The organism is Pseudomonas sp. Root329, assembly GCF_001424925.1.
In the GTDB taxonomy this organism is placed as follows: domain Bacteria; phylum Pseudomonadota; class Gammaproteobacteria; order Pseudomonadales; family Pseudomonadaceae; genus Aquipseudomonas; species Aquipseudomonas arabinosi.
Window position 1 is genome coordinate 68,824 of sequence record NZ_LMCV01000014.1, and the last position, 21,968, is coordinate 90,791.

Below are 21,968 nucleotides of genomic sequence, written 5' to 3' on the forward strand. Positions count from 1 at the left end.
GTGGGAGCGGGCTTGCTCGCGAAGGGGCCAGCCCCGTCGCCCCAAATCTCAGGGTTTGAAGCCTTGCGACAGTAACCAACTCCTGACCATCCGCCCCTGCTCCACCGTCAACCCGGCCAACGCCTGCTCGGCCGGTTCGGTCCGCAACCGCCGCACCAACGGCGCCAACTCAACCCCTTGCACATGCCAGATCCCCAGCGGCTGATCCGTCGTGATCACCACCTCAGCCTCATCCACAAACCCCTCTTTCAACACCGGCGCGCGCTCAATCCTCAGCGAGGAAAAATCCGCCTCGGCATGCGCCACCTCAGCATCCGGCCACTGCCGCCGCGTCTGCCAAAAAGGTTGATCCAACCAACGCTGCTCATCGGCATAAAAATCCCGCCCGATCCGCGCAAAACGCAAAAACAACTGCTCCACCCGTTGCTGATGAAAGCGCTGAGCCAGCGCCGCTCGCTCGGGTTTATGCAACAACGTGTTGATCACCGTCGGCGCCTGTAACGCCGAGGACAATGACTGAAAGATCCCGTTGCCCGACAGCGGATCCACCGCCATCGCCGCATCCCCGACCCGAATCCAGTTTTCGCCACACACCTGCGGGCAAAGAATCGCCGTGCTGCTGCGCGCATGCAGTTGCAGGTCAATTTCCGGCTCGACACCGAAAAACCCCCGCGCCAATGCCGAACCCTGACGTCGCTCACGACAGTAGTCGAGCAACATCGCCTTGCCCGGCAATTCAGCACTGGCCACGTCCACCGTCCATTGCCAGTAACACTGACCGTCGGCTCGCCGGGCCATCCAGGCCCAGCCGTCCTCAAGGCTTTCCACAGCACTAGCGGTGCTGCCCGGCGCGCCTTGCCAGCGATTGAGCAGGCTGACCGTCTCCGGTCCGCGCAGGCCTTTGCCGAGTGCAGGTGCCTGACGCCCACGCGCCTCAACCAGAAAATCCGCCAGCAGCGCCTCGCGCCCTTCGACCTCGATCCGATGGCCCGAAACCGATGACTGCACCGTCAGCACGCGGCCTTCGATCAGCTCAACGCCAGCCAGGCGCAGATCCTCGCGCAAGCCTCGATCAAAGCTTGGGCGATCCAGTAAAAATTCGATGTTCTGCGCGTGCTGCTGGCCGTTCCATGACACCTGTCGTTGGGACGGCAGCGCCGCATCCGCCAGCGCCTGATGAAGCCCCGCGCCACGCAAGGCCTCCAGCACCCGAATGGAAACGCCCTCCAGCGCCGCAAATCGCCGCCATTCGCTGACCAGCGTCACAGGATAACCGAGCCGACGCAAACCCAAGGCAACTGCGGCGCCCGCTGGCCCTGCGCCAAGAATCAAAATCATGCTCCGAAGCGCCGTTCAGGGCCGCGATAACGGGCATTCTCCCGCAGCCACTCAATGACCTGTTCGTTGCTCGCCTCGGGATGTTCCACCAGAAAACCCGCAATGTGCCCGCTCAACGCTGCACAGCCGAGACTGGCGCCGGACTGCCCCGGATAGGTGCCATGCACACACGCCGCGAAATCCGCCTGAGCGCTGTTGAGCCACGACCATTCCTGTTCGGCACAACGCGCATCGCCGGTGACTCGCAGCACCTGTGGATAATTCGCCGGAAACACGCCCTCGCCCTGCGCCGGGCTCGACGCACAGAGCAAAACACCTCGCGCTACCGCCAACCCACAGGCTTCACGCAACAGGCTGCGATCCTGACGCAGCCCGAGGCTCAAATTGATCAGCCGAACGTCCTGCGCCACCAGCCAGTCAATCGCTGTAGCGATCTGCAACGCGCTGGTGACCCCACGCTGGTCGAACACCTGAGCCACGCAAAATACCGCCGACGGCGCCCGCCGACCGATGGCCTCGATCACCGCGCTGCCGTGGCCCAGCGGATCGTCGCGCAAGTCGCTTTCGGCCAATCCATCCGCCAGCAATGAAAAGCGCCGCCCGGCGACCACTTGCACCCGCTGCGCCGCCGAGTGACCGCTGTCCACCACGCCAATCCGCAGCTCAGGCTTCATGCAGCACCGTTTTTGAAGTGAGTACGCCGTCGAGCAATTCAAAGCGCAAATCGGCATCCGCCAAGGTTGAAGGACGGTGACTGATGAGGATCCGCGTACGCCCGGCAAACAGTCGATCGATGGCTTCGATGACTTCGCGTTCGGTGGCTTCATCCACCGCCGAGGTCGCTTCGTCCAGCACCAGAATCAACGGATCCTGCAACAGCGCCCGGGCGATGGCGATGCGTTGTTTCTGCCCGCCGGACAACTGCTGACCACGTTCGCCCAACGGACTGTCGAGGCCTTCGGGCAACGACTCGATCAGGCTGTCGAGTTGCGCCAGCCGCGCCACTTCGGCAATCGCTTCACGGCTGGCGTCCGGCACCGCGTAGGCGAGGTTGTCGGCGAGGCTGCCGCGAAACAGCACGATGTCCTGACTGACCACGGCAATCCGCCGACGCAGCTGGAACAGGTCCAGTTCGCGCAGATCGACCTCCCCCAGCAACACCCGACCGGACTGCGGGTCGTGGTGCCGTTGCAGCAGGTCGATCAGGGTCGTTTTGCCGACGCCAGAGCCGCCGCTCAGGGCGACTTTCAAACCATAAGGAATTCGCGCTTCGATGCCCCGCAGAGTTGTCGGGCGACCGGGATGGCTGAAGTGCACGTCGTCGAAACGCAGCTCGCCAGAGGTCGGCATCGGCTGCGGCGTGACCGGCGTGAGAACGGTCGGCTCTTCGCCGCGCAATTCCATCACGCGCCCGAGGCTGACGGTCATTCGCTGAATCGCGACATAGAGACCCAGCAGGCTCTGCACCGGTCCGACGGCCATGCCCAAGTAGGTGGAAAACGCGATCAGCGCACCCAATTGCCAGGTCCCCTGCACCACCCAATAACCACCAATCAAAAACGCACAGGCACGGGACAAGGACGTCAGTGTACCCGGCACCGCCTGAGTGAAAAACTCGGTGACTTGCAGGCGCAGCAACTGGCTCATGTAGCCTTGACCCAATGTCTCCAGGCGCCGCGATTCACGCTGCTGCTGGCCGGCAGACTGAATGAATTTCATCACCGGCAAGGTCTCGACCATGAACGAGGACATGTCCGCCGAGCGCTCACGCAATTGCCGCACATCGCGCTCAACCTTGCGCCGCATCCAGCGTAACCAGAGCACGTCGAGGGGAATCAGCACCAGCGCCAGCAACGAGAGTTTCCACGACAGGGTCAGCAGCATCGCCACGGCACAGACCAGACCGATCACGCTCGACACCGCCGAGAACAAGGAGTCCACGGCAAAGCGCTGGATCTCTGCGACGTCGCCATCGAGGCGCGACATCAGGTCACCGATGCGGCGCTGTCCGTAGAAACTCGGCGAAAGCGTTTGCAAATGTCGATAGAGATCATCGCGCAGGGCAAACAGAATCCGCCCGGACAGGCGCGTGTGCAGGTAACGGTTGATCCCCGACAACCCAGTTCCGAGCAGCCCGGCCACGATCATCAACCCGGCGATCAGCACCAGCATCGGAAAGTTGCGTGCGAGCAAACCATCGTCGATCAGCAGTTTGGTCAGCCAAGGCTGGACCAACACCAGCAACGAGGCGCAGACCGATAACCCGAGCAACCCGGCAATCGCCAGACGATGCGGCCGCACGAAGCTGTAGAGCCAGCGCAATGCGGCTTGCAGGGCTTCGGGGTTCTGGCTGTCGATCAGCCGAACGATCAAGCGCTGCATCACGAGCGCAACTGTTTGAGCTTGCGATACAGGGTCGCGCGGCTGATGCCCAAGGCGTCGGCGGCGGCCGAGACGTTGCCCTGATGAGTGTCCAGGGATTGGCGAATCAGCTCCAGTTCGTTTTCGCGAATGCTGCCGGCCTGAGGACGTTCGCTGGCGCTCAACTCGTCGAGCATGCTGTCGGGCAAGTGGTCGAGGGTGAGTACGGTGTCCCCCGGCTCGCGCATGGCCAGCGCTGTGCGCAAAACCATTTCCAGTTGGCGGATGTTGCCCGGCCAGTGATAGCCGCCGAGCAAGCGGTTCAAGTCGTCATGCAGGACCATCGTCGGCGCATCCAGTTTGGCCAGCAGACGAGCGACCAGACCGCTGAAATCCTCGCGCTCGCGCAGAGCCGGGAGCATCACGCTGATGCCGTTGACGCGGTAGAACAGGTCCTCGCGGAAGTGTTTTTCTTCGACCAGTCGCTTGAGGTCGCGGTGCGTGGCGCAGATCAGTGCGACGTCGATGTCTTGCTCTTCACCGGCGCCCAACGGTGCCACTTTACGGTCCTGCAACACCCGCAACAGACGGGCCTGCAAGGCCAGCGGCATGTCGCCGATTTCATCGAGGAACAAGGTGCCGCCATGGGCCTGTTGCAGACGACCGATCATGCCGCCGCGACGGGAGCCGGTGAACGCGCCTTCGCGGTAGCCGAACAGTTCCGACTCGATCAGGCCTTCGGGGATCGCCGCGCAGTTCACCGCGACGAAGGGTTTGTCGCAGCGGGTGCCGGCCATGTGCAGGGCGCGGGCGATGACTTCCTTACCGGTGCCGGTTTCGCCCAGCAGCAACACCGGCAGCTCATTGGCCAGGCCTTGACGGGCCATGCGCAACGCTCGGGCATACCGGACATTGCTGCCGGCCAGGGATTCGAGATCCGGTTGTGCTTTGGCGGTTTTCGCTGTGCTGCGCGGCGGCGTACTGAGGTTGATCGAACGCTGCGGCGCACGCAGGGTTTTGTAGAAGAACTCGCCTTTGGCCGTTTGCAGACTGCCGACACCGCCCTGATGCAGACGCGACAGAAGTTGCAGGCCATCGACGCCCAGAAACTCTTCACAGCGTCGACCGACCAGCGCCGAGCGCTCGGCGTGGAGCAACTGACAGGCCTGGGCGCTGACCGCGAGAATCTGCCCGCCGAGGCTCACCGCCAACAAGCCTTGCCAAGGGGATTCGAGGTACTGCCGACGGCTGTGGAAGGCCAGGACGATTTCGTCCGGATAACTGGCGTTGAACACCCGGCTTTCGATCTGGCTGACGGCCATGGCCAGCAACGCGGTGCTGTCATGGACGCGGCCCAGCGGGCCTTCGCGGGTCAGGTCGAGTACGCCGAGGATGTCGCCTTGGGGGCAATGGATCGGCACCGAGGTGCAGGAGAAATCGGTCAGGCGATCGAGGTAATGTTCGCCGCAATCGATCATCGTTGGCCGGGCTTCCACCAATGCGGTGCCCAGCGCGTTGGTGCCGCGAGCGGCTTCGCTCCAGCAGGCGCCGAGGGTGATGTCTTGCAGGCCGCTGCCCTTGAGGCGATCGGCGCGGCCTTCGACGGCGAGGATGGTGGCGTCGGAATTGGCGAGGATGATCAGCCCTTCCTTGCCCTGGCGCTCGGCCAGGTAATCGATGGCCGGCAATGCCGCATCGATCAGCAGCCGATTGCTCGCCAACAGCACGTCGAGGCTCGCGCTCGATTCCAGCGCCAGCTCGTGCTTGGCATTGAAATGCACGCCATGGCTCAGGCTACGCCGCCACGACGCATCGATTTCCGCCCGCAACACGCCATCCGGGACTTCGCCCTCGAGATGGAGTTTCTCCCGGGCCAGCCGGGCTTCGTGGTGCAGCTTGGGAGGAGTTGTTTTTATTAGCGTCATCAAGCGCTCCGGATCGGTCCGCCCTGCGCTTTTTTAAGATCAGCGCCCTGCCGCAATCTTTACGTTAACGTCAGGGCGATGGCAAGTGCCTTACGGCGCTTGTGTTCCGTCAAGTGGACCGCGTTATCGTTCTTCGCGAGCAAGCCCGCTCCCACATTTGGCCGGTGTTGATCACAAGTCTGTGGTTCAACTCGGTCAACTGTGGGAGCGGGCTTGCTCGCGAAGGCGGCCTCCCATGCACCATCGAACTCAGAGGTTCCACACCTCGGGGCTCACAAAAAACGCCCGCGCATTATCCTCAAGACTCTCCAGGTGATACCCGCCCTCCTGCACAATCAGACACGGCAACCCAAGGCTGCGAATCCGCTCGCCCAGCCGCGCAAACCCTTCACGGGTCACCGCCACTTTGCTCTGCGGATCCAGCACGAAAATATCGAACCCCAAGGACAACACCAACACCTCGGCGCCGAAGTCTTTCACCGCCGCCAATGCCACGTCCAACTGACCCAGGAAGTCCGCCTCACTGGCGCCATGCGCCATCGGCAAGTTGAGGTTGAAGCCCTTGCCCTTCCCGTCTCCCCGCTCATCAGCGAACCCGGCAACCCCCGGATAGAAATTGGTCGGATCGCCATGCACCGAGACATAGAGCACGTCATCGCGGTCGTAGAAAATCTCCTGAATCCCCTGACCGTGGTGCATGTCAGTGTCGAGCACCGCGACGCGCGCAAACCCGGCACGCAGAACCTGAGCAGCCACCGCAGCGTTGTTCACATAACAGAAACCGCCCGCCGCTTCGGCCCGGGCATGGTGCCCCGGTGGACGGCACAAGGCGTAAGCCGCCGGCTCGCCATCGAGCAACGCCTGAGCGCCGGCAATGGCGCTTTGCGCCGACCAATAGGCCGAACGCCAGGTCTGCTCGCCCACCGGGCAACTGCCATCCGCCAGATACCTCGCAGCTTGGGCGAGAATCCCGCGCAGGGCATTGGGCTCGCGGACGAAGATGTTCGACATCACCTCGTCGCCCCAATCCTCGGGGATTTCCTTCCAGCGCTGATGCGCTTCCTGCAAGAACGTCAGGTACGGCGCGCCGTGGACCGCCAGCAGCGGATCGAGCCCGGCATCGACCGGTTGCTCGACATTAAAGCCCAGTGAATGCGATGCCTGCACCAACCGCTGAGCCCGCTCAGGCACTTCCTGCGGTGTGCGCATCTGCCCACGGGAGTAGTAGCTGCGTGGATGGTGAAGCAATTGTACTGGGTGGAAAAAACTGCGCATGGGATGAATACCTGTCAGTTAACCTAGATCTTGAATCCGTTCGCGTTCAACTGTGGGAGCGAGCTTGCTCGCGATGAGGTCAGCACATTCAACATTGATGGCGACTGATCCACCGCTATCGCGAGCAAGCTCGCTCCCACAGGGATTGTATTTATTCAATTCTGCCTGCGCGGGCCAGCACAGCATTGAGCAAGACATCAGTGCCCTGACGCACATCTTCAGGCAGCACGTCTTCGGCTTCGTTATGGCTCAAGCCGCCAACGCATGGAATGAACACCATCGCCGTCGGGCAAAACCGCGCCAGATGAATCGCATCATGCCCGGCGCCGCTGACAATCGATTGCTGAGCGTAGCCCAGCGCGTCCACCGCCTGCTGCACGGCCGCCACGCAATCGGCATCGAACGGTGTTGCCGGGCTGATCCAGTGACGCGTAATCGTCAGGTTCAAGCCTCGGCTATCGGCAATCGCCTGAAGCCGCTCGCGGACTTGCTGCTCCATGGCCTCAATGGCTTCGTCGCGGTGATGACGCAGGTCGACGGTGAAATTCACCAAGCCCGGAATGGTATTGCGCGAGGACTTGTTGATGCTCAACTCGCCGACGGTGGTCAGTCCTTCGGGGGTGAAATCGCTGGCCAGGCCTTCGATTGCCTGGATCATTTGTGCGACGCCGTACAAGGCGTCTTTGCGCAGCGGCATCGGCGTGGTGCCGGCGTGGGCGGCCATGCCTTCGACCCGCACGTCGAGCCAGCGAATCGCCTGGCCACCGCTGACCACGCCGATGCTTTTGGCGTTGTCTTCTAGGATCGGCCCTTGTTCGATGTGCGCTTCAAAGTACGCATCCACCGCGCCGCCAAATGGGCGCTCGCCAGCGTAACCGGTGCGTTGCAACGCCTCGGCAACGCTGATGCCGTTGATGTCACGCACCGCCAGCGCTGCGTCCAGTGGCATGATCCCGGTGAACACCGCCGAACCGAACATTGCCGGGGTGAAGCGTGCGCCTTCTTCGTTGGTCCACACCGCCACTTCCAGCGGCTTGCGGGTCTGGATGCCGAGGTCATTCAGGCAACGCACCACTTCCAGGCCGGCGAGTACGCCGTAGACGCCATCGAAACGCCCACCTTCAGGCTGAGTGTCGAGGTGACTGCCCATCATCACTGGCGCGGCATCAGGGTCGGTGCCGGCGCGGCGGGCGAACAGGTTGCCGATAGCGTCCACGCTCAGGGTCATACCGGCTTCGTGGCACCAGTGGGAAAACAGTTCGCGACCGGCCTTGTCTTCATCGCTCAGGGCCAGGCGGCAGCTGCCGCCACGGGCGGTGGCGCCGATTTCGGCCATGTCCATCAGACTCGCCCAGAGGCGTTCACCATTAATTTTCAACATGAGTTACTCCTGGGAATACGTTAATTAAGCGTTGGCCATTTCGAGGCGTTCAGCGCTGGCATGGCGACGGGCAAGGGACAGGACACAGATCAGCGAAGTCGCGGCAATCAGGCTGTAGAACACCGCCATCGGCCACCATTGGCCGGCGAACTTGTGTGCCAGCAAGGTGCCGATCAGCGGCGTCAGGCCACCGGCCACGGCGCCGCAAATCTGATAGGCCAACGAAATCGCGGTGTAGCGCACGCGGGTTTCGAACATGCCGCTGACGTAACCGGCGATCACCGCGTAGAACGACGCCATGCACACCACCGCCAGGGCGATGCCGAGGATGATCAGCGGCGCCTGGGCCGAGCTGACCAGCACAAACATCGGGTACGGCGAGGCGATGGCCAACAACGACACCAGGCACAGGAATCGCGTGGCGCCCATTTTCTCGGCGACCCACGCCGCCAGTGGTTGAATGCAGAACTGAATGATCGCCACCACAAACAGGCACTCAAGAATCAGTGAGCGCGGCAATTCGAGCTGCTGGGTGGTGTAGGCGATCATGAAGGTGTTGGTGAAATACACCCCGGCGATCCCGAGGGTGTTGGCGCCGATGCACAGCAGCAGCGGACGCCACGCGGTACGCAGGACCTCCATGACCGGCGCCTGCTCCTTGCGTGTGCTTTTGCGGGCCAGTTCGCGGCTGGCGAGGAACTCTGGCGACTCATTCACGCCCAGACGAATCGCCAGGCCCACCAGCAGCAACAACGAACTGGCGAGGAACGGCAGGCGCCAGCCCCAGTTCATCAGGTCCTCTTCCGGCAAACGGGTGACTGCGCTGAAGGCCAGCAACGACAGGATCAAACCGGCCGGGCTGCCGAGTTGCGCAAAGGAGGCGAAGAAGTTGCGTCGACCTTTCGGCGCGTGCTCGCCGGCCATCAACACCGCCCCGCCCCACTCACCACCGACGGCAATGCCCTGGACGATGCGCAGCAGGATCAGCAACACCGGCGCCGCTGCGCCGATTTGTGCGTAGGTCGGCAGCAAACCGATGCAGACCGTGACCACGCCCATCATCAGCAACGTAATGATCAACGACTTTTTACGGCCGATGCGGTCGCCGATATGGCCGAAGATAATCCCGCCCAACGGCCGCGCAAAAAAGCCCACGGCGAAGGTGCCGAAGGCGGCCATGGTGCTGAACAGTTTGTCGTCGGAGGGGAAGAACAGCGCGCCAAATACCAGCGCAGCAGCGGTGGCATAGATGTAAAAGTCGTACCACTCGATCATGGTGCCGATAAAGGCTGCGGCTGCCGCACGGCGCGGCTGAGGAGAAGCGTGGGGCTTCATGGGTCGGTCTCCTTTGGTTATTTTTTTGGCAGGAGTGAAACTGCAAAATCAAGGCGCTCTGACGGCGCCTGTCTGGAGATGATTTATCGTCTCGGGGCTATGATTAGTCAATTTTCTATTTATTATGCGGACTATTACGACAGCTTATAATCGAGAGCCGCCATGGCCGAACGCGATGTACAACGCCTGCTCAATGACCGTCTGGACTGGAACCTGCTGCGCACCTTTCGGGTGATCGGTCAGGAGCTCAGCATCAGCCGCGCCGCCGCCCGCCTGCACCTGACACAACCGGCGGTGAGCCAGGCGTTGAAGCGTCTGGAGGAGCAACTGGGCCGACAACTGATCGCCCGTCGCGGGCCACGGTTTGCCCTGACCGAAGTCGGCGAGCAGATCTTCGAACTGGCCGGGGAAATCTACGGGCAGATGTCCCAGGTCAGCAGCGTGCTGGAGCAACCCGCCGACGAAGTGATCGGCAGGGTTCGATTGCTGATCATCAGCCGGATCTTTTCGGAGCGCTTCGATGACTTCCTCGCGGACTTTCATCGGCAGCACCCGCGAGTGGATCTGGAAGTCGACGTGATGCGCAGTTCCGACATCGTCAGCGCCCTCCAGGAAAAAACCGCCACCCTCGGCCTGAGCCTCAATCGCCGCCCACAACCGCGCCTGGAACAACGGCTGTTCCTGCGTCAGCGCTATGCGTTTTTCTGCGGTAAGCACCATGCGCTGTTCGGCCAACAGAACGTTGCCGAAGGGGATTTGCAGCGGGAGAACTTCGTCAGTTTCACCAGCGACCAGATCGGCGGCATGCTCTCGCCGCTGACGATTTTTCGTGATCAGCAAGGTTTCAGCGGACGGATCGTCGCCTCGTCACCGAGCCTGGAAGAAGTCCGGCGACTGGTGATCGCCGGGTACGGGATCGGCTGTTTACCCGAGCACGTGGTGGCGGCGGACGTCGACGCCGGATTGCTCTGGCGCCTGCCGCCCCACGAAGGGATTGCCGATGTGGACATTCATTTGCTGTGGAACCGCGAGCAGCGCATGAGCCGGGCCGAGACGATCTTTCTCGAGAGCCTGCAACAGTGCTTGCTGGACTGAGTTACCCGATCAGAACAACGGCAGACTGTAGCTGACCACCAGGCGGTTCTGGTCCGCATCGCGCGACGCTTCACTGCGCGACATACCGTTGCGCCAACCCAGTGCGACGTTTTTCAACGGCCCGCTCTGGATCACGTAGTCGAGGCTCAGGTCCCGCTCCCATTCCTCTTGCTCAGGTCCGGCCACCGTTTTAATGCCGCTGCCTGAGAGGTACATCGCCGAAGCCTTGAGCCCCGGCACGCCGAGAGCCGCGAAATCGTAGCTGTACTGGGCAAAACCGGTACGTTCACCGGCGCGGGTGAAGTTCTGGATGTAGCGGTCGGTCAGCAGGTAGACGCTGGCGCCTCCAGCGCCTTTGTCCGGTAAACCACCCTGGTTGAGCTGCACGAATCCGCTGTCACTGGACACCTGCTGATAACCGGCCATCAGCGCATGAGCGCCGATGCTCCAGGTGAACGCCAGGCTCCAGGTATTGTTGTCGATCTTGCCGTCGCCGTTCTGCGTATAACCGCTGGTACGGTAGCCGCTGGCCCGACCGCTGGCCGAGTCATTGGCACCGTCGGCGGAGGTCTTGAAGTAGCGCAGATCGGTTTTCAGCGCGCCGAAATCCCCCAGTGTCAGGTTGTGAACCAGACCGGCGAAATGCTGTTGGTAATAGTCTTCGAGAGTGGCGTAGTAGTACTGCGCCAGAAGCGCATCGGTGACTTTGTAATCGGCACCGGCAAAATTGAACGCGTTGCTTTCCCGGGTGCCGCCGGCCACGGCCAGTCCGGTGCTGTCGCTGGAACCGCGGCCCGTGGCGTGTTCGAGATGACCACCGGTCAGGGTCAGGTGCTCGAAGTCATTGGAGACGATCTGCCCACCCTCGAACGTCTGCGGCAGCAGCCGCCCGTCATTGGCCTGCAGAATCGGCAACTTCGGCGTCAGGGTGCCGTAACGCATTTCAGTCTGGGCAAAGCGCATCTTCGCCGTCGCACCGAAACGCGACCATTGCTCGGCTGCGCCGTTGCCATCGTTGGGGATCATCGAACTGCCGACATGGCGACCGTCACCGCTGTCCAGGCGAATACCCAGCAGGCCTAACGCATCAACACCAAAGCCGACGGTGCCTTCGGTGAATCCGGACTGATAGTTGAGCATGAAACCCTGCGCCCACTCTTCGGTTTTTGAAGGGCTCGCGGCGCCATCGCGATTATCGTTATTGAAGTAATAGTTACGCATCCCGAGGGTCGCTTTACTGTCTTTAATAAAGTCCGCCATGCTTAACGGACTGAATAGCGCACTGCCGATCGCAATAAGTGCCAACGGTTGTTTGTTCATTGATTTTGAAGTTCCTGAGCAGCCAGCTTTTGCGCTGGCTGCCGGTCATTAAGAAAGTTTGATACTCAAGACACTGGACACCGGTTCGCCTTCCATTAACCGGGTCAGCAGTTGCGGTTCTGCCCGGTCCGATGCCAGCGCGCGCTCGATGACGTTTTGCGCGGTGACCGGATCGAGAAACAGCACGCCGTTGTCGTCCGCCAGCACGAAATCCCCGGGATGCACCGTGACGCCGGCACAGTGGATCGGCTGATTGATCTGACTGTCGCCACGGCCATGCAACTTGGTGGTCAGCAGGCTGGTGCCGCGGGCGAAGACCGGTAGGCCGGTCTCGCGTAGTTCGAGCAAGTCGGTCACCGCGCCGTCCACCACGATCCCCACCGCACCGGCGCAGCGCGCCGCGCAACTGGTGACGGCGCCCACCGGCGCGTGTTGCCAGTCGCCATCGGTGTCGATCACCAGCACATCGCCGGGCTGGATGAGCGCCAGGGCCTGGTTGACCGCGATGGCATCGGCGCCCACCAGTTTCAGGGTCAGCGCGCGGCCGACCAGTTTCACATTGGGCACCATGGCCCGCAGTTGCGAGTCGGCAAAGCCCTCCTCGAGAAAATGCCCGAGGGTCGGAAAACTCACCGCGTTGAGCTGCTCGATCAGCTGCGATTCATCCATGTTGCGCCTCCTTGGCAATCAACTCGGCAACACAGTCGATTTCCAGCGACACACCCCACAACGCCACGCACACCGTGGTGCGTGCCGGCGGCGCATGGCCGAGAAACTCGCGATACACCGCGTTGAACGGCTCCAGCTGCGCGGGATCGGTGAGGTACGCATTAACCTTGATCACGTGACTGAAATCGGACCCGGCTTCAATCAGAATCGCTTCCAGATTGCGCAAGGTTTGTCGCACTTGTTCGGTGAAGTGGGCGGGCTGGTCATCGAGCCCGCTCTGGGCCGGAATCTGCCCGGCGGTGAACACCAGGTGGCCGCTGACCACCGCTTGGGAGTAAGGGCCGACCGGGCCGATGAAGCCCGGGGCTGACTGAATTCTGCGCATGTTGTTGAACTCCATTGATCAGGCGGCGGCCGATTTGACAGGTTTGCCGAGGGCTGGCTCGTTGGCCGGCACTGCCGCTGGGACTTCACTGATGTCTCGCTTGAAGGTCTCGGTCAGCAACAACAGCGCCACCAGCGAAATCAACGCTGCACCGATCATGTACCAGGCCACCGAAGAGCCTTTGCCGGTCGCGGCCAGCAATGCGGTGGTGACGATCGGCGTCGCGGCACTGCCGAGCAGACCGGACAACATGTAGCTGATCGACAACCCGGAATAGCGCACCCGAGTGCCGAACAGTTCGGCGAGGAAGGTGGCGATCGGCCCGTAATTGGCCGCGAAGGCCGTCATCAACAGCAGGTAGCCGAAGATCACACAGGGTAACTCTTTGGTGTCCATCAACCAGAACAGCGGGAACGCCACCAACGCTTCGGCGACGATGCCGGCAACGATGATCGGCTTGCGTCCGTAACGGTCCGACAGCGCGCCGAACACCGGCAGCATAACGATGCACCAGGCGCAGGACAGCAACACCACGCCAAGCATCACGCTGCGGCTGAACCCCAGATTCTGCGTGCCGTAGGTCAGGCCGAAGGCAACGATGATGTTGAACGACGCCCCGGTCGACATGGTGGCGATCCCGCCCAGCACGACTTGTTTCCAGTACTTGCGAAACACTTCCGCCAGCGGCATTTTCACTTGCACCTCGGCTTCCTTGACCTTGTTGAAGGCCGGGGTTTCAGAGATGTTCAAACGGATGTACAAGCCCACGGCGATCAGCAGCACGCTGCCCAGGAACGGGATACGCCAGCCCCAGGCCAACAGGTCTTCAGGGGATAGCCACGCGGCAATCAGCAGGAAGGCCAGGTTGGCAATCATGGTCCCGGCCGGAACGCCGATCTGTACCCATGAGCCGTACAAACCGCGTTTGTTGGCCGGCGCATGTTCCACCGCCATCAGCACCGCACCGCCCCACTCGCCACCCAACGCCAGGCCTTGAATCACCCTCAGCAGCAACAACAGGATCGGCGCCCAGATACCAATGGCCGCGTAATTGGGTAGTAACCCGATGGCGAACGTAGCGGCACCCATGGTCAACAGTGAAACCAACAACATCGACTTGCGTCCCAAACGGTCACCGAAATGCCCGAACAGTGCCGCGCCGACAATCCGGGCCAGGTAGGCCGAAGCAAACGTACCGAATGCCAGTAATGTACCGATCAACGGATCGAAATCCGGAAAGAACACTTTGTTGAACACCAGCGCCGAAGCCGTGGCGAACACAAACAGGTCGTACCATTCCACGGTGGTGCCAATCACACTGGCCACGGCAACTTTTTTCATGCTGACTGCAACTTCCGGAGGTGCGCCGGACTTTTCTACAGGCGATAGATCGCTCATTACTGTCTCCAGGAGTTCATCAGGAACTCGTATTTAATTGTTTTAACTGGCAGTAAAACGTTCGAGGTGAGGGACTGTTGTTATAGATCGCCCAATTAAATGGGCGAATTCGCAAGGCGCTTTTTAATTAATAACCGAGTGTCCGGTCCGCACAATTCAATAACGGTTCTCCGCTATTTAAACGGCGAAAGTTCTCTGCTACTTGTTCGGCGATACAGTCGTGAGAGGCCGCGGACGCCATGTGCGGGGTGATGGTGACGCCGGGCATAGTCCAGAGACGGTGATCGACCGGCAGCGGTTCTTGTTCGAAAACATCCAGCAACGCACCGCGCAGTTTTCCTCGGGCCAGGGCTTGTTCGAGGTCGTCGATATTCAGATGACCGCCGCGCCCACAATTGACCAGCGCGGCGCCATTGGCGAGTCGCTCGAACGTTGCGCTGCCGAGGATGCCGCGGGTTTCGCTGGTCAGCGGCAACAGGTTGATCAGCAACTCCAATCCATCGAGAAACGGGTTCAGCTTTTCCGCACCGGCGAACGTCTGTACGCCCGGCAAGTCCTTGCTGCGGCGCGCCCAGCCACGGACGTCGTAGCCGGCGGCGGCCAGGTCCTGGGCAATCGCGCTGCCCAACGACCCAAGCCCCATCACCCCGACCTTGAACTGCCCCGCCGCCCGTTGCAGCGGCCGCTCCCAACGCTGGTCCTGTTGCTGCAACAGCACCTGATCGAAGCCGCGGTGATAGTGAATCGCCGCCCAGCGCACGTACTCGGTCATGCCTTGGCGGTGGCCGGGATCGACCACTCGGCAGATCGGCAGATCCGGGCACGACGGGTCGTGATCGAGGTGATCGATGCCGGCGGCTACCGAGTGAATGACTTGCAGGTTCGGCAATGCGGCGAGGCTGCCCGGCAAGGGAAACCAGCACGCGGCAATCTGCGCATTCCTGGCCAACGGATCATCGGCCAGGACTGCCTTGAGTTGCGGCGCACTGCGGGCAAAGGCAGCCTGCAATTGCTTGAGCAGCAAGGTGTCGCGGGACAGCAAAACCACGGTGTTGGTGACGGCTTTCACGATAAGTAGGACTCGCGCTGGGATTCAATCAGGGTCAGGGCGGCCTCCCAGGCCAGGTCGATGATGTTGTCCTGCTCATCGCGGTCAAACTGCTCGGCGGTGTGTGCGCAGACTTCCGGGGACGGATAATGCAGCGCCGAACCACCGGACAACGCCGCCACCTGCGCCTGACAGGCACGTTCCAGAAAGTGAATCTCCTGGAACGCCTGGGCCACGCCAGAACCACCGACCAACAGTCCATGATTGCGCAGGATCATCGCCCGGTGCGGGCCCAGATCGGCAATCAAACGCTCGCGCTCATCCAGTGACAGCGCGATGCCTTCATAGGTGTGATACGCCAATTTTCCGTAGAACTTCAGCGCGTGCTGACTGATCGGCAGCAAACCGTGCTTCTGGGCGGCGACCGCCATGCCGGCGGCCGTGTGGGTGTGGATTACGCAGTTGAGATCCGGGCGGGCCATGTGGATCGCCGAGTGAATGACGAAGCCGGCGGCGTTGACCCGATGACCTTCATACTCCGGATCGACGACTCGCCCGTCCTGATCGATACGCACCAGGTCCGAAGCGCGCATGCGGTCGAAAATCACCCCGTAGCGGTTGATCAGGAAGTGGTGCTCCGGCCCTGGAATTCGCAGGGTGATGTGGGTGTCGATCAGGTCGGTCATGCGAAAGTGCGCGACCAGGCGATACAGCGCGGCCAGTTCGCAACGGGCTTGCCATTCAACCGGGCCGATGTGTTCAGGTTTACTCACGAATACACCTCTTTAGCAGCGTGGGTGACGACCGGGTTGGCGCGCAGGCGGGCCAGGCCGCAAACACCGATCAAGGACAGGGCCGAGAGCAAGGTGAAGAACACCGCCAGCGGCAACCATTGTCCGGAAAACTTGCTCGCCAGCAGCGTGCCGATCAGCGGCGTGGTGCCGCCGGCCAGCGCGCAGCTGAGTTGGTAGGCGATAGAAATGCCCGAGTAGCGCAGGTGCACCGGGAACGCCTGGGTCATGTAACCGGCGATCACCGCGTACAGCGCCGAGAGAATCACCACCGCCAGAGCAATGCCGACGGTCATCAGCACAATGTTCTGTGTGCCCACCAACATGAACATCGGGTACGGCGTGACCATGCACAGCAGCGCGACGAGTTTGAGGAAGCGGCCTTCGCCGATGCGCTCGGCCAGCAACGCGGAGAGCGGTTGCGAGAGCAGCTGAATGACGGTCACCAGGAACAGGCAATCGAGAATCGTCGAGCGCGCGATGCCTTGATACTGGGTGACGTAGGTGATCATGAAGGTATTGGTAAAGAAGAACCCGGCCGAACCGATGGTCACGGCGGCGGCAGCAAACAGGATCTGCCGCCAGCAGGTGCGGATCACGTCCTTCACCGGGTACTTGGAAGTCTCGTTGTTGTCCCGGGCCTTGGCGAACTCCGGCGACTCGTGGACACCGGAACGGATCATCAGGCCGACCATCATCAACACACCGCTGGCGAGAAACGGCAGACGCCAGCCCCAGGCGAGGAAGTCCTCTGGCTCAAGGGATGTCACCAGGCGAAAGGCGATCAACGCCAGCAGCAAACCGGCCGGGCTGCCGAGTTGGGCGAACGAGGCGTAGAAAGTCTTGCGCTTGGCCGGGGCGTGCTCGCTGGCCATCAACACCGCCCCGCCCCACTCGCCACCAACTGAAATGCCCTGAATCAACCGCAGCACGATCAGGCCGATCGGGGCCCAGATACCGGCGCTGGCGTAGCTGGGCAACAGACCGATGCCGGCGGTCGCCAACCCCATCAGGGCCATGGTCACCAGCAGCATTTTCTTGCGACCCAGGCGATCACCGAGATGACCGAACACCATGCCGGCCATTGGGCGAGCGATGAAGCCGACGGCGAAACTGCCGAACGCTGCCAGGGTACTCATCACCGGGTCGTGGCTGGGAAAAAACACTTGCCCGAGCACCAGCGCGGCCGCCGTGGCATAGATGTAGAAGTCGTAGAACTCGATGGTCGTGCCAATGAAGGCTGCCGCCGCCGCTCGACGCGGTTGAGGGGTAGTGTGCATGCAAGGACCCTGTGTATTTATAGTTTTGGGCAGGTACTGAAGGCTGTTTACGGGTTGCACTCTGTGGCGCTTGTTAGCTTTATCGCTTCCGTGCCAGGATTAGTCAATTTTCAAATTCTTATCTTTACTATTAGCCTTGCTACTACCAGGAGTTTTATGCCCTCCACTTCTAACCCTTGGGTCGGTCGCCGCTTTCTGAATGACCGCCTCGACTGGAACCTCCTACGCACCTATTTGGTGATCGGCCAGGAAGGCAGCATGAGCCGGGCCGCCGCGCGATTGCACATCACGCAGTCAGCCGTCAGCCAGGCACTGAAACGGCTGGAAGAACAGTTGGAATGTGTGTTGATTGCCCGCAGCGGGCGACGGTTTGACCTGACGGAAACCGGGGAGGAAGTCCTGCGTATTGCGGCGGATATTTACGGCGATATTTCGCGTCTGGGCACGGTGGTAGAAAGTCGTAACGACGACGTGGTCGGCAAGATTCGCATCCTTACCGTCAGCGGCGTGCAAGCACGACATTACGACGAGTTCCTCGCCGATTTCCACGAAACTCATCCAAAAATCGAGTTTGAAGTCGAGGTGATGGGCAGCTCGAACATCATCAGTTCACTGCTGCAAAAGACAGCGACCATTGGCGTCGGCCTGTGCCGTTTACCGCAGCCGCGGCTGGAGCAGCGAGTACTGTTTCGTGAGACTTATGCGTACTTTTGTGGGCAGCGTCATCGACTGTTCGGGCAAGAGAATCTGCCCCTGGAACAGCTCGCGGCGGAGAACTTTGTCAGCTTCACCAGCGATCAACTGGGGGGCAATCTTTCGCCCCTGACATTGTTCCGCGACCAACAGGGCTTTACCGGCAAGATCGTCGCTTCATCGACGAGTTTCGAAGAGATTTATCGCTTGATCTGTTCAGGGTTCGGCATTGGCTGCCTGCCGACGCACCTGGTACGAAGGGATGTCGAGCAAGGTTTGCTCTGGCGTTTGCCGCCGGAAGATGGGGTGGTGGATTTCGATATCCAGCTGCTGTGGAATCGTGAGCAGAAGATGAGTCAGGCCGAAACCGTATTCCTCGAAAGCTTCCAGCACATGCTCAGTATTCGTGAGCCGGTGCTGTGAAGCCTTGATCGCTTAGACGTGAGGATCACCCGGTGCTTTGCTAGGTGTAGCGTATTGCGGCTTCAAGTGGCCGTCCTGATCGAGTAGCCAGGCGTCCATGATCTGCCGCACCACAGGACCTGCGACGCGACCACCGGCCTCGCCGTTTTCGATCATCACCGAGATGACAATCTTCGGATGTTCGGCCGGGGCGAAACCGACGAACAAGGCGTTGTCTCGGTTACGCTCCAGGGTTTTCGCCCGGTTGTAACGTTCGCCCTGCTTGATCGCCACCACTTGCGCGGTACCACTCTTGCCGGCGATACGGTACTGAGCGCCCAGCGCTGCCGCTCGGGCAATCCCGCGAGCGTCGTGCATTACCATTTGCATGCCATGGTTGACCTGCTCCCAGTCTCGCGGGTCTTTCAACAGGATGTTTGGTATTGGGTGCTCATCCACTGGCGCCACACCGTCCACGGTTTTGGCCAGGTGCGGCCGGTTCCAGACACCTTTGTTGGCGATCAATGCCGTGGCCTGTGCCAGCTGCAACGGCGTGACCTGCATGTAGCCCTGGCCGATGCCGAGGATCACGGTCTCACCCGGGAACCATGCCTGACGGCGCGTGGCACGCTTCCAGGCTTGCGATGGCATTAAACCGGCAGACTCTTCGAACATGTCCAGCGAGACTTTCTCGCCGAGGCCGAACATGGCCATGTAGTCATGCAGGCGATCGATGCCCAGTTTGTGGGCCAGGTCGTAGAAGTAGGTGTCGTTGGAGCGCATGATCGCCGCGTCCATGTCCACCCAGCCATCGCCGCTGTGGTTCCAGTTACGGTATTTGTGATCGAAGTCCGGCAGTTGGTAATAACCGGGGTCGAAGACGCGGGTCTGTGGGGTAACGACGCCGGCGTCCAGGCCGGCAATGGCCACTTCCGGCTTGATGGTCGAACCCGGTGCATAGAGGCCGCGCAGTACGCGGTTAAACAGCGGCCGGTCGATGGAATCGTGGAGCGCTGCGTATTCCTTGAAGCTGATACCGGTGACGAACAGGTTCGGGTCGAAACTCGGCTTACTGACCATCGCGAGTACTTCGCCGGTCGACGGATCGAGAGCGACCACCGAACCGCGACGATCACCCAAGGCTTCCTCGGCGGCTTCCTGAAGTTTGACGTCGAGGCTCAGTACGATGTTTTTGCCTGGAATTGGATCGGTGTGCTTGAGCACTCGCAGGACCCGGCCCTGAGCGTTGGTTTCGACTTCTTCGTAACCAACCTGGCCGTGCAACTGCGACTCGTAGAATTTTTCGATGCCGGTCTTGCCGATGGATTGAGTGCCACGGTATTCCACCGTGTCCAAGGCTTTGGACTCTTTCTCGTTGATGCGACCGACGTAGCCGATCGAATGCGCAAAGTGCGCCCCCATCGGGTAGTGGCGAACGAATTGTGGCTCTACGTCGATCCCCGGCAGACGGAATTCGTTGACCGCCAACACGGCGATTTGTTCTTCGCTGAGCTCGTAGAACAAGGTGACCGGCACGAATGGATGTCGAGCTTGCTTCATTGCCTTGTCGAACAGCGCGCGGTCTTCGGTCGGCAAGTGCAGGAGGTTGACCACCTCATCCAGTTCCTCTTTGACATCGGAGGCGCGTTCGCGGGTGATGGTCAGGTTGAAGCTGGGACGGTTGTCCGCCAGAACTACACCGTTGCGGTCGTAAATCAATCCGCGGGTAGGGGTGATCGGCAGGACATGGACGCGATTGTTTTCCGAGATCGTCGAGTGATAGTCAAATTCGACCACCTGCAGGACATACATGCGCACGACCAGCGCACAGGTTATGGCGACAACGAACAGGGCGCAGGCCATCAGTCTTTTGTTGACCAGGCGCGTCTCTTTTTCGTGGTCCTTGATCGGTATCGGTTGGGGCATTTCTGCAGCAGCTCTTTGACTGTAAAAGGGGCGCCAATCCGTAGGCTTGAAATCAGTCCGTTAAAAAACGAGCTGCACCATACCAAAAACCGGATGGTCACTTTAGTGCGATTTCCTCTAACGGTTGTCCTTGAAGGCCAAAACGACGGTCGGTTTTTTTATAACTCGTGCGTTTTGCTCAAGATTGATATTCCCATTCATGCATTTTTCTTGAAGGACGGCCTGTAGATACTGGGTGCATGTCATTCCGTTTCGTTTTTCTGGAGTCTTTTCATGCATCCACGATTTCAACGTTTACTGGGCTCCAATGGATTTTCCATTGGGCTTGAACTGCCGCTAGATAATGATTGGTCCAGCGATGGGCAGCGGCTGCGGATTGCCGAGGAGCGGCCGTTTGGTGTTCCGGACCTGAAGCAGCACGCCGCTATGGCTCGCCTCGCAGACAAGGCTGGTTTCGGCGCTCTGTGGGTACGCGATGTACCGGTTTATGATCCCGATTTTGGTGATGCGGCACAGGTGTTCGAAACCTTTTCCTACCTTGGCTACCTGGCAGGGATCACCGACAACATTATGCTGGGTACGGCGGCGGTTGTATTACCGCTACGTCAACCTTGGTTAACGCTCAAGGCAGCCAACAGTGTTGATGAACTGAGTGATGGACGTCTGCTACTGGGTGTGGCCAGTGGTGACCGACCTATGGAGTATCCGTTATTTGGTGTGGACTACGATCAGCGGGGAGAGATCTTTCGCGATACGGTCGAGTTGTTGCGCAGCCAAGGTGAAGGCCGCTTGCCGGAAGGTGCTCGCCTGTTACCGGAGCGAGATCAGCCAGTGCCATTGCTGGTTGCAGGCCTTGGCCAGCAATCTCCAGCGTGGATTGGCCAACACATGGACGGCTGGCTCGCCTACCCCGGTACTCCGGATGAGCATCGGCGCAGAGTGGGACTGTGGCGGGAGGTCGGTGGCGATAAACCCTACATCAGCTTCGTTCACCTGGATCTGGCGGCCAATCCTCATGCACCGATGCGACGCGTGCGTTTTGGCGGCAGTTGCGGGAGGCTGGCACTGATCGATGAGCTCCAGGCTTTGCGTGAAGCCGGTGTGCAGCACGTTGGCTTGCATCTGCGTCGTAGCGAGCGGCCGGTTGCCGAGGTTATGGAAGAGATCGCTGAATACGTTCTGCCGAAGTTTCACTAATGATGCTGCTGGAATCTGGGATAGCCGATGGACTGTCCCTTTTTCGCCACGGCACTTTCCTGCGGACAAAACAAAACCCCTACCTGCATACGCAGATAGGGGTTTCGGAATTTAATCTTGACGATGACCTACTCTCACATGGGGAAACC

Annotated in this window: 18 protein-coding genes; 3 read left to right on the top strand and 15 right to left on the bottom strand. The window is 60.7% G+C overall.

Annotated features, from left to right (window positions below):
• Positions 1–48 precede the first annotated feature (48 nt).
• From qhpG to ASC74_RS14395, 7 genes are all read right to left on the bottom strand, one after another.
• Positions 49–1,338 carry a flavin-dependent monooxygenase QhpG gene (qhpG, locus tag ASC74_RS14365; RefSeq protein WP_056741977.1) on the bottom strand — a complete coding sequence of 430 codons (1,290 nt, stop codon included), beginning with the start codon at positions 1,336–1,338 and terminating at the stop codon, positions 49–51.
• A complete protein-coding gene (qhpE, locus tag ASC74_RS14370; protein WP_056741978.1) occupies positions 1,335–2,012 on the bottom strand; it encodes a subtilisin-like serine protease QhpE in 678 nt (225 codons plus the stop codon). Before qhpE ends, qhpG begins: the two co-directional genes overlap by 4 nt.
• Complete coding sequence (locus ASC74_RS14375; protein ID WP_056741979.1) at positions 2,002–3,720, bottom strand: ABC transporter ATP-binding protein; 1,719 nt, start codon at positions 3,718–3,720, stop codon at positions 2,002–2,004. The genes qhpE and ASC74_RS14375 overlap by 11 nt, the downstream gene beginning before the upstream one ends.
• Positions 3,720–5,624, bottom strand: a complete 1,905-nt coding sequence (locus ASC74_RS14380; protein WP_056741980.1) for a sigma-54-dependent Fis family transcriptional regulator — start codon at positions 5,622–5,624, stop codon at positions 3,720–3,722. Before ASC74_RS14380 ends, ASC74_RS14375 begins: the two co-directional genes overlap by 1 nt.
• Before the next feature lie 249 nt (positions 5,625–5,873).
• Positions 5,874–6,899, bottom strand: coding sequence for a histone deacetylase family protein (locus tag ASC74_RS14385; RefSeq protein WP_056741981.1), 1,026 nt, complete (start codon positions 6,897–6,899; stop codon positions 5,874–5,876).
• Positions 6,900–7,050: 151 nt separating this feature from the next.
• Positions 7,051–8,280, bottom strand: a complete 1,230-nt coding sequence (locus ASC74_RS14390) for a Zn-dependent hydrolase (RefSeq protein WP_056741982.1) — start codon at positions 8,278–8,280, stop codon at positions 7,051–7,053.
• A 24-nt stretch (positions 8,281–8,304) separates the two neighbouring features.
• On the bottom strand, positions 8,305–9,615 hold the full coding sequence (locus tag ASC74_RS14395; RefSeq protein WP_056741983.1) for an MFS transporter: 1,311 nt from the start codon (positions 9,613–9,615) through the stop codon (positions 8,305–8,307).
• A 162-nt stretch (positions 9,616–9,777) separates the two neighbouring features.
• Here ASC74_RS14395 and ASC74_RS14400 point away from each other — a divergent pair, with 162 nt between their 5' ends.
• Positions 9,778–10,710 (top strand): LysR family transcriptional regulator, encoded by a 933-nt coding sequence (locus tag ASC74_RS14400; protein ID WP_056741984.1) that lies wholly within the window; start codon positions 9,778–9,780, stop codon positions 10,708–10,710.
• A 9-nt stretch (positions 10,711–10,719) separates the two neighbouring features.
• Here ASC74_RS14400 and ASC74_RS14405 read toward each other — a convergent pair whose 3' ends face one another.
• The 7 genes from ASC74_RS14405 to ASC74_RS14435 form a co-directional block, all read right to left on the bottom strand.
• The gene (locus ASC74_RS14405) at positions 10,720–12,030 is read right to left on the bottom strand and encodes an OprD family porin (protein ID WP_056741985.1); all 1,311 of its coding nucleotides are present in this window, start codon (positions 12,028–12,030) and stop codon (positions 10,720–10,722) included.
• Between the two features lie 48 nt (positions 12,031–12,078).
• Entirely contained in the window at positions 12,079–12,699 is a 621-nt protein-coding gene (locus ASC74_RS14410; protein ID WP_056741986.1) for an RraA family protein, read from the bottom strand.
• The gene (locus ASC74_RS14415) at positions 12,692–13,084 is read right to left on the bottom strand and encodes a RidA family protein (protein ID WP_033061193.1); all 393 of its coding nucleotides are present in this window, start codon (positions 13,082–13,084) and stop codon (positions 12,692–12,694) included. Before ASC74_RS14415 ends, ASC74_RS14410 begins: the two co-directional genes overlap by 8 nt.
• A gap of 18 nt (positions 13,085–13,102) precedes the next feature.
• Entirely contained in the window at positions 13,103–14,482 is a 1,380-nt protein-coding gene (locus ASC74_RS14420; protein ID WP_056741987.1) for an MFS transporter, read from the bottom strand.
• Positions 14,483–14,609: 127 nt separating this feature from the next.
• Positions 14,610–15,551: a 2-hydroxyacid dehydrogenase gene (locus tag ASC74_RS14425; protein WP_056741988.1), complete on the bottom strand. Its 942-nt coding sequence runs from the start codon at positions 15,549–15,551 to the stop codon at positions 14,610–14,612.
• Positions 15,548–16,303, bottom strand: a complete 756-nt coding sequence (locus ASC74_RS14430) for a class II aldolase/adducin family protein (protein WP_056741989.1) — start codon at positions 16,301–16,303, stop codon at positions 15,548–15,550. Before ASC74_RS14430 ends, ASC74_RS14425 begins: the two co-directional genes overlap by 4 nt.
• Positions 16,300–17,601, bottom strand: a complete 1,302-nt coding sequence (locus ASC74_RS14435) for an MFS transporter (protein ID WP_056741990.1) — start codon at positions 17,599–17,601, stop codon at positions 16,300–16,302. The genes ASC74_RS14430 and ASC74_RS14435 overlap by 4 nt, the downstream gene beginning before the upstream one ends.
• Positions 17,602–17,757: 156 nt before the next feature.
• Here ASC74_RS14435 and ASC74_RS14440 point away from each other — a divergent pair, with 156 nt between their 5' ends.
• Complete coding sequence (locus tag ASC74_RS14440; RefSeq protein ID WP_056741991.1) at positions 17,758–18,717, top strand: LysR family transcriptional regulator; 960 nt, start codon at positions 17,758–17,760, stop codon at positions 18,715–18,717.
• Between the two features lie 12 nt (positions 18,718–18,729).
• Here the strand turns inward: ASC74_RS14440 and mrdA are convergent, their stop codons facing one another.
• Entirely contained in the window at positions 18,730–20,622 is a 1,893-nt protein-coding gene (gene mrdA / locus ASC74_RS14445) for a penicillin-binding protein 2 (RefSeq protein ID WP_046048387.1), read from the bottom strand.
• Between the two features lie 273 nt (positions 20,623–20,895).
• On the opposite strand from mrdA, the gene ASC74_RS14450 reads away from it, so the two are divergent.
• Positions 20,896–21,819: a TIGR03571 family LLM class oxidoreductase gene (locus tag ASC74_RS14450; protein ID WP_056741992.1), complete on the top strand. Its 924-nt coding sequence runs from the start codon at positions 20,896–20,898 to the stop codon at positions 21,817–21,819.
• Positions 21,820–21,968 lie beyond the last annotated feature (149 nt).

What these genes read in the sequence shown, in the direction of transcription:
- ASC74_RS14380 (WP_056741980.1), bottom strand. Translation starts at nt 5,624, where the DNA reads ATGACGCTAATAAAAACAACTCCTCCCAAGCTGCACCACGAAGCCCGG.
- qhpE (WP_056741978.1), bottom strand. Translation starts at nt 2,012, where the DNA reads ATGAAGCCTGAGCTGCGGATTGGCGTGGTGGACAGCGGTCACTCGGCG.
- ASC74_RS14440 (WP_056741991.1), top strand. Translation starts at nt 17,758, where the DNA reads ATGCCCTCCACTTCTAACCCTTGGGTCGGTCGCCGCTTTCTGAATGAC.
- mrdA (WP_046048387.1), bottom strand. Translation starts at nt 20,622, where the DNA reads ATGCCCCAACCGATACCGATCAAGGACCACGAAAAAGAGACGCGCCTG.
- ASC74_RS14390 (WP_056741982.1), bottom strand. Translation starts at nt 8,280, where the DNA reads ATGTTGAAAATTAATGGTGAACGCCTCTGGGCGAGTCTGATGGACATG.
- ASC74_RS14375 (WP_056741979.1), bottom strand. Translation starts at nt 3,720, where the DNA reads ATGCAGCGCTTGATCGTTCGGCTGATCGACAGCCAGAACCCCGAAGCC.
- ASC74_RS14420 (WP_056741987.1), bottom strand. Translation starts at nt 14,482, where the DNA reads ATGAGCGATCTATCGCCTGTAGAAAAGTCCGGCGCACCTCCGGAAGTT.
- ASC74_RS14405 (WP_056741985.1), bottom strand. Translation starts at nt 12,030, where the DNA reads ATGAACAAACAACCGTTGGCACTTATTGCGATCGGCAGTGCGCTATTC.
- ASC74_RS14435 (WP_056741990.1), bottom strand. Translation starts at nt 17,601, where the DNA reads ATGCACACTACCCCTCAACCGCGTCGAGCGGCGGCGGCAGCCTTCATT.
- ASC74_RS14395 (WP_056741983.1), bottom strand. Translation starts at nt 9,615, where the DNA reads ATGAAGCCCCACGCTTCTCCTCAGCCGCGCCGTGCGGCAGCCGCAGCC.
- ASC74_RS14450 (WP_056741992.1), top strand. Translation starts at nt 20,896, where the DNA reads ATGCATCCACGATTTCAACGTTTACTGGGCTCCAATGGATTTTCCATT.
- qhpG (WP_056741977.1), bottom strand. Translation starts at nt 1,338, where the DNA reads ATGATTTTGATTCTTGGCGCAGGGCCAGCGGGCGCCGCAGTTGCCTTG.
- ASC74_RS14385 (WP_056741981.1), bottom strand. Translation starts at nt 6,899, where the DNA reads ATGCGCAGTTTTTTCCACCCAGTACAATTGCTTCACCATCCACGCAGC.
- ASC74_RS14400 (WP_056741984.1), top strand. Translation starts at nt 9,778, where the DNA reads ATGGCCGAACGCGATGTACAACGCCTGCTCAATGACCGTCTGGACTGG.
- ASC74_RS14415 (WP_033061193.1), bottom strand. Translation starts at nt 13,084, where the DNA reads ATGCGCAGAATTCAGTCAGCCCCGGGCTTCATCGGCCCGGTCGGCCCT.
- ASC74_RS14410 (WP_056741986.1), bottom strand. Translation starts at nt 12,699, where the DNA reads ATGGATGAATCGCAGCTGATCGAGCAGCTCAACGCGGTGAGTTTTCCG.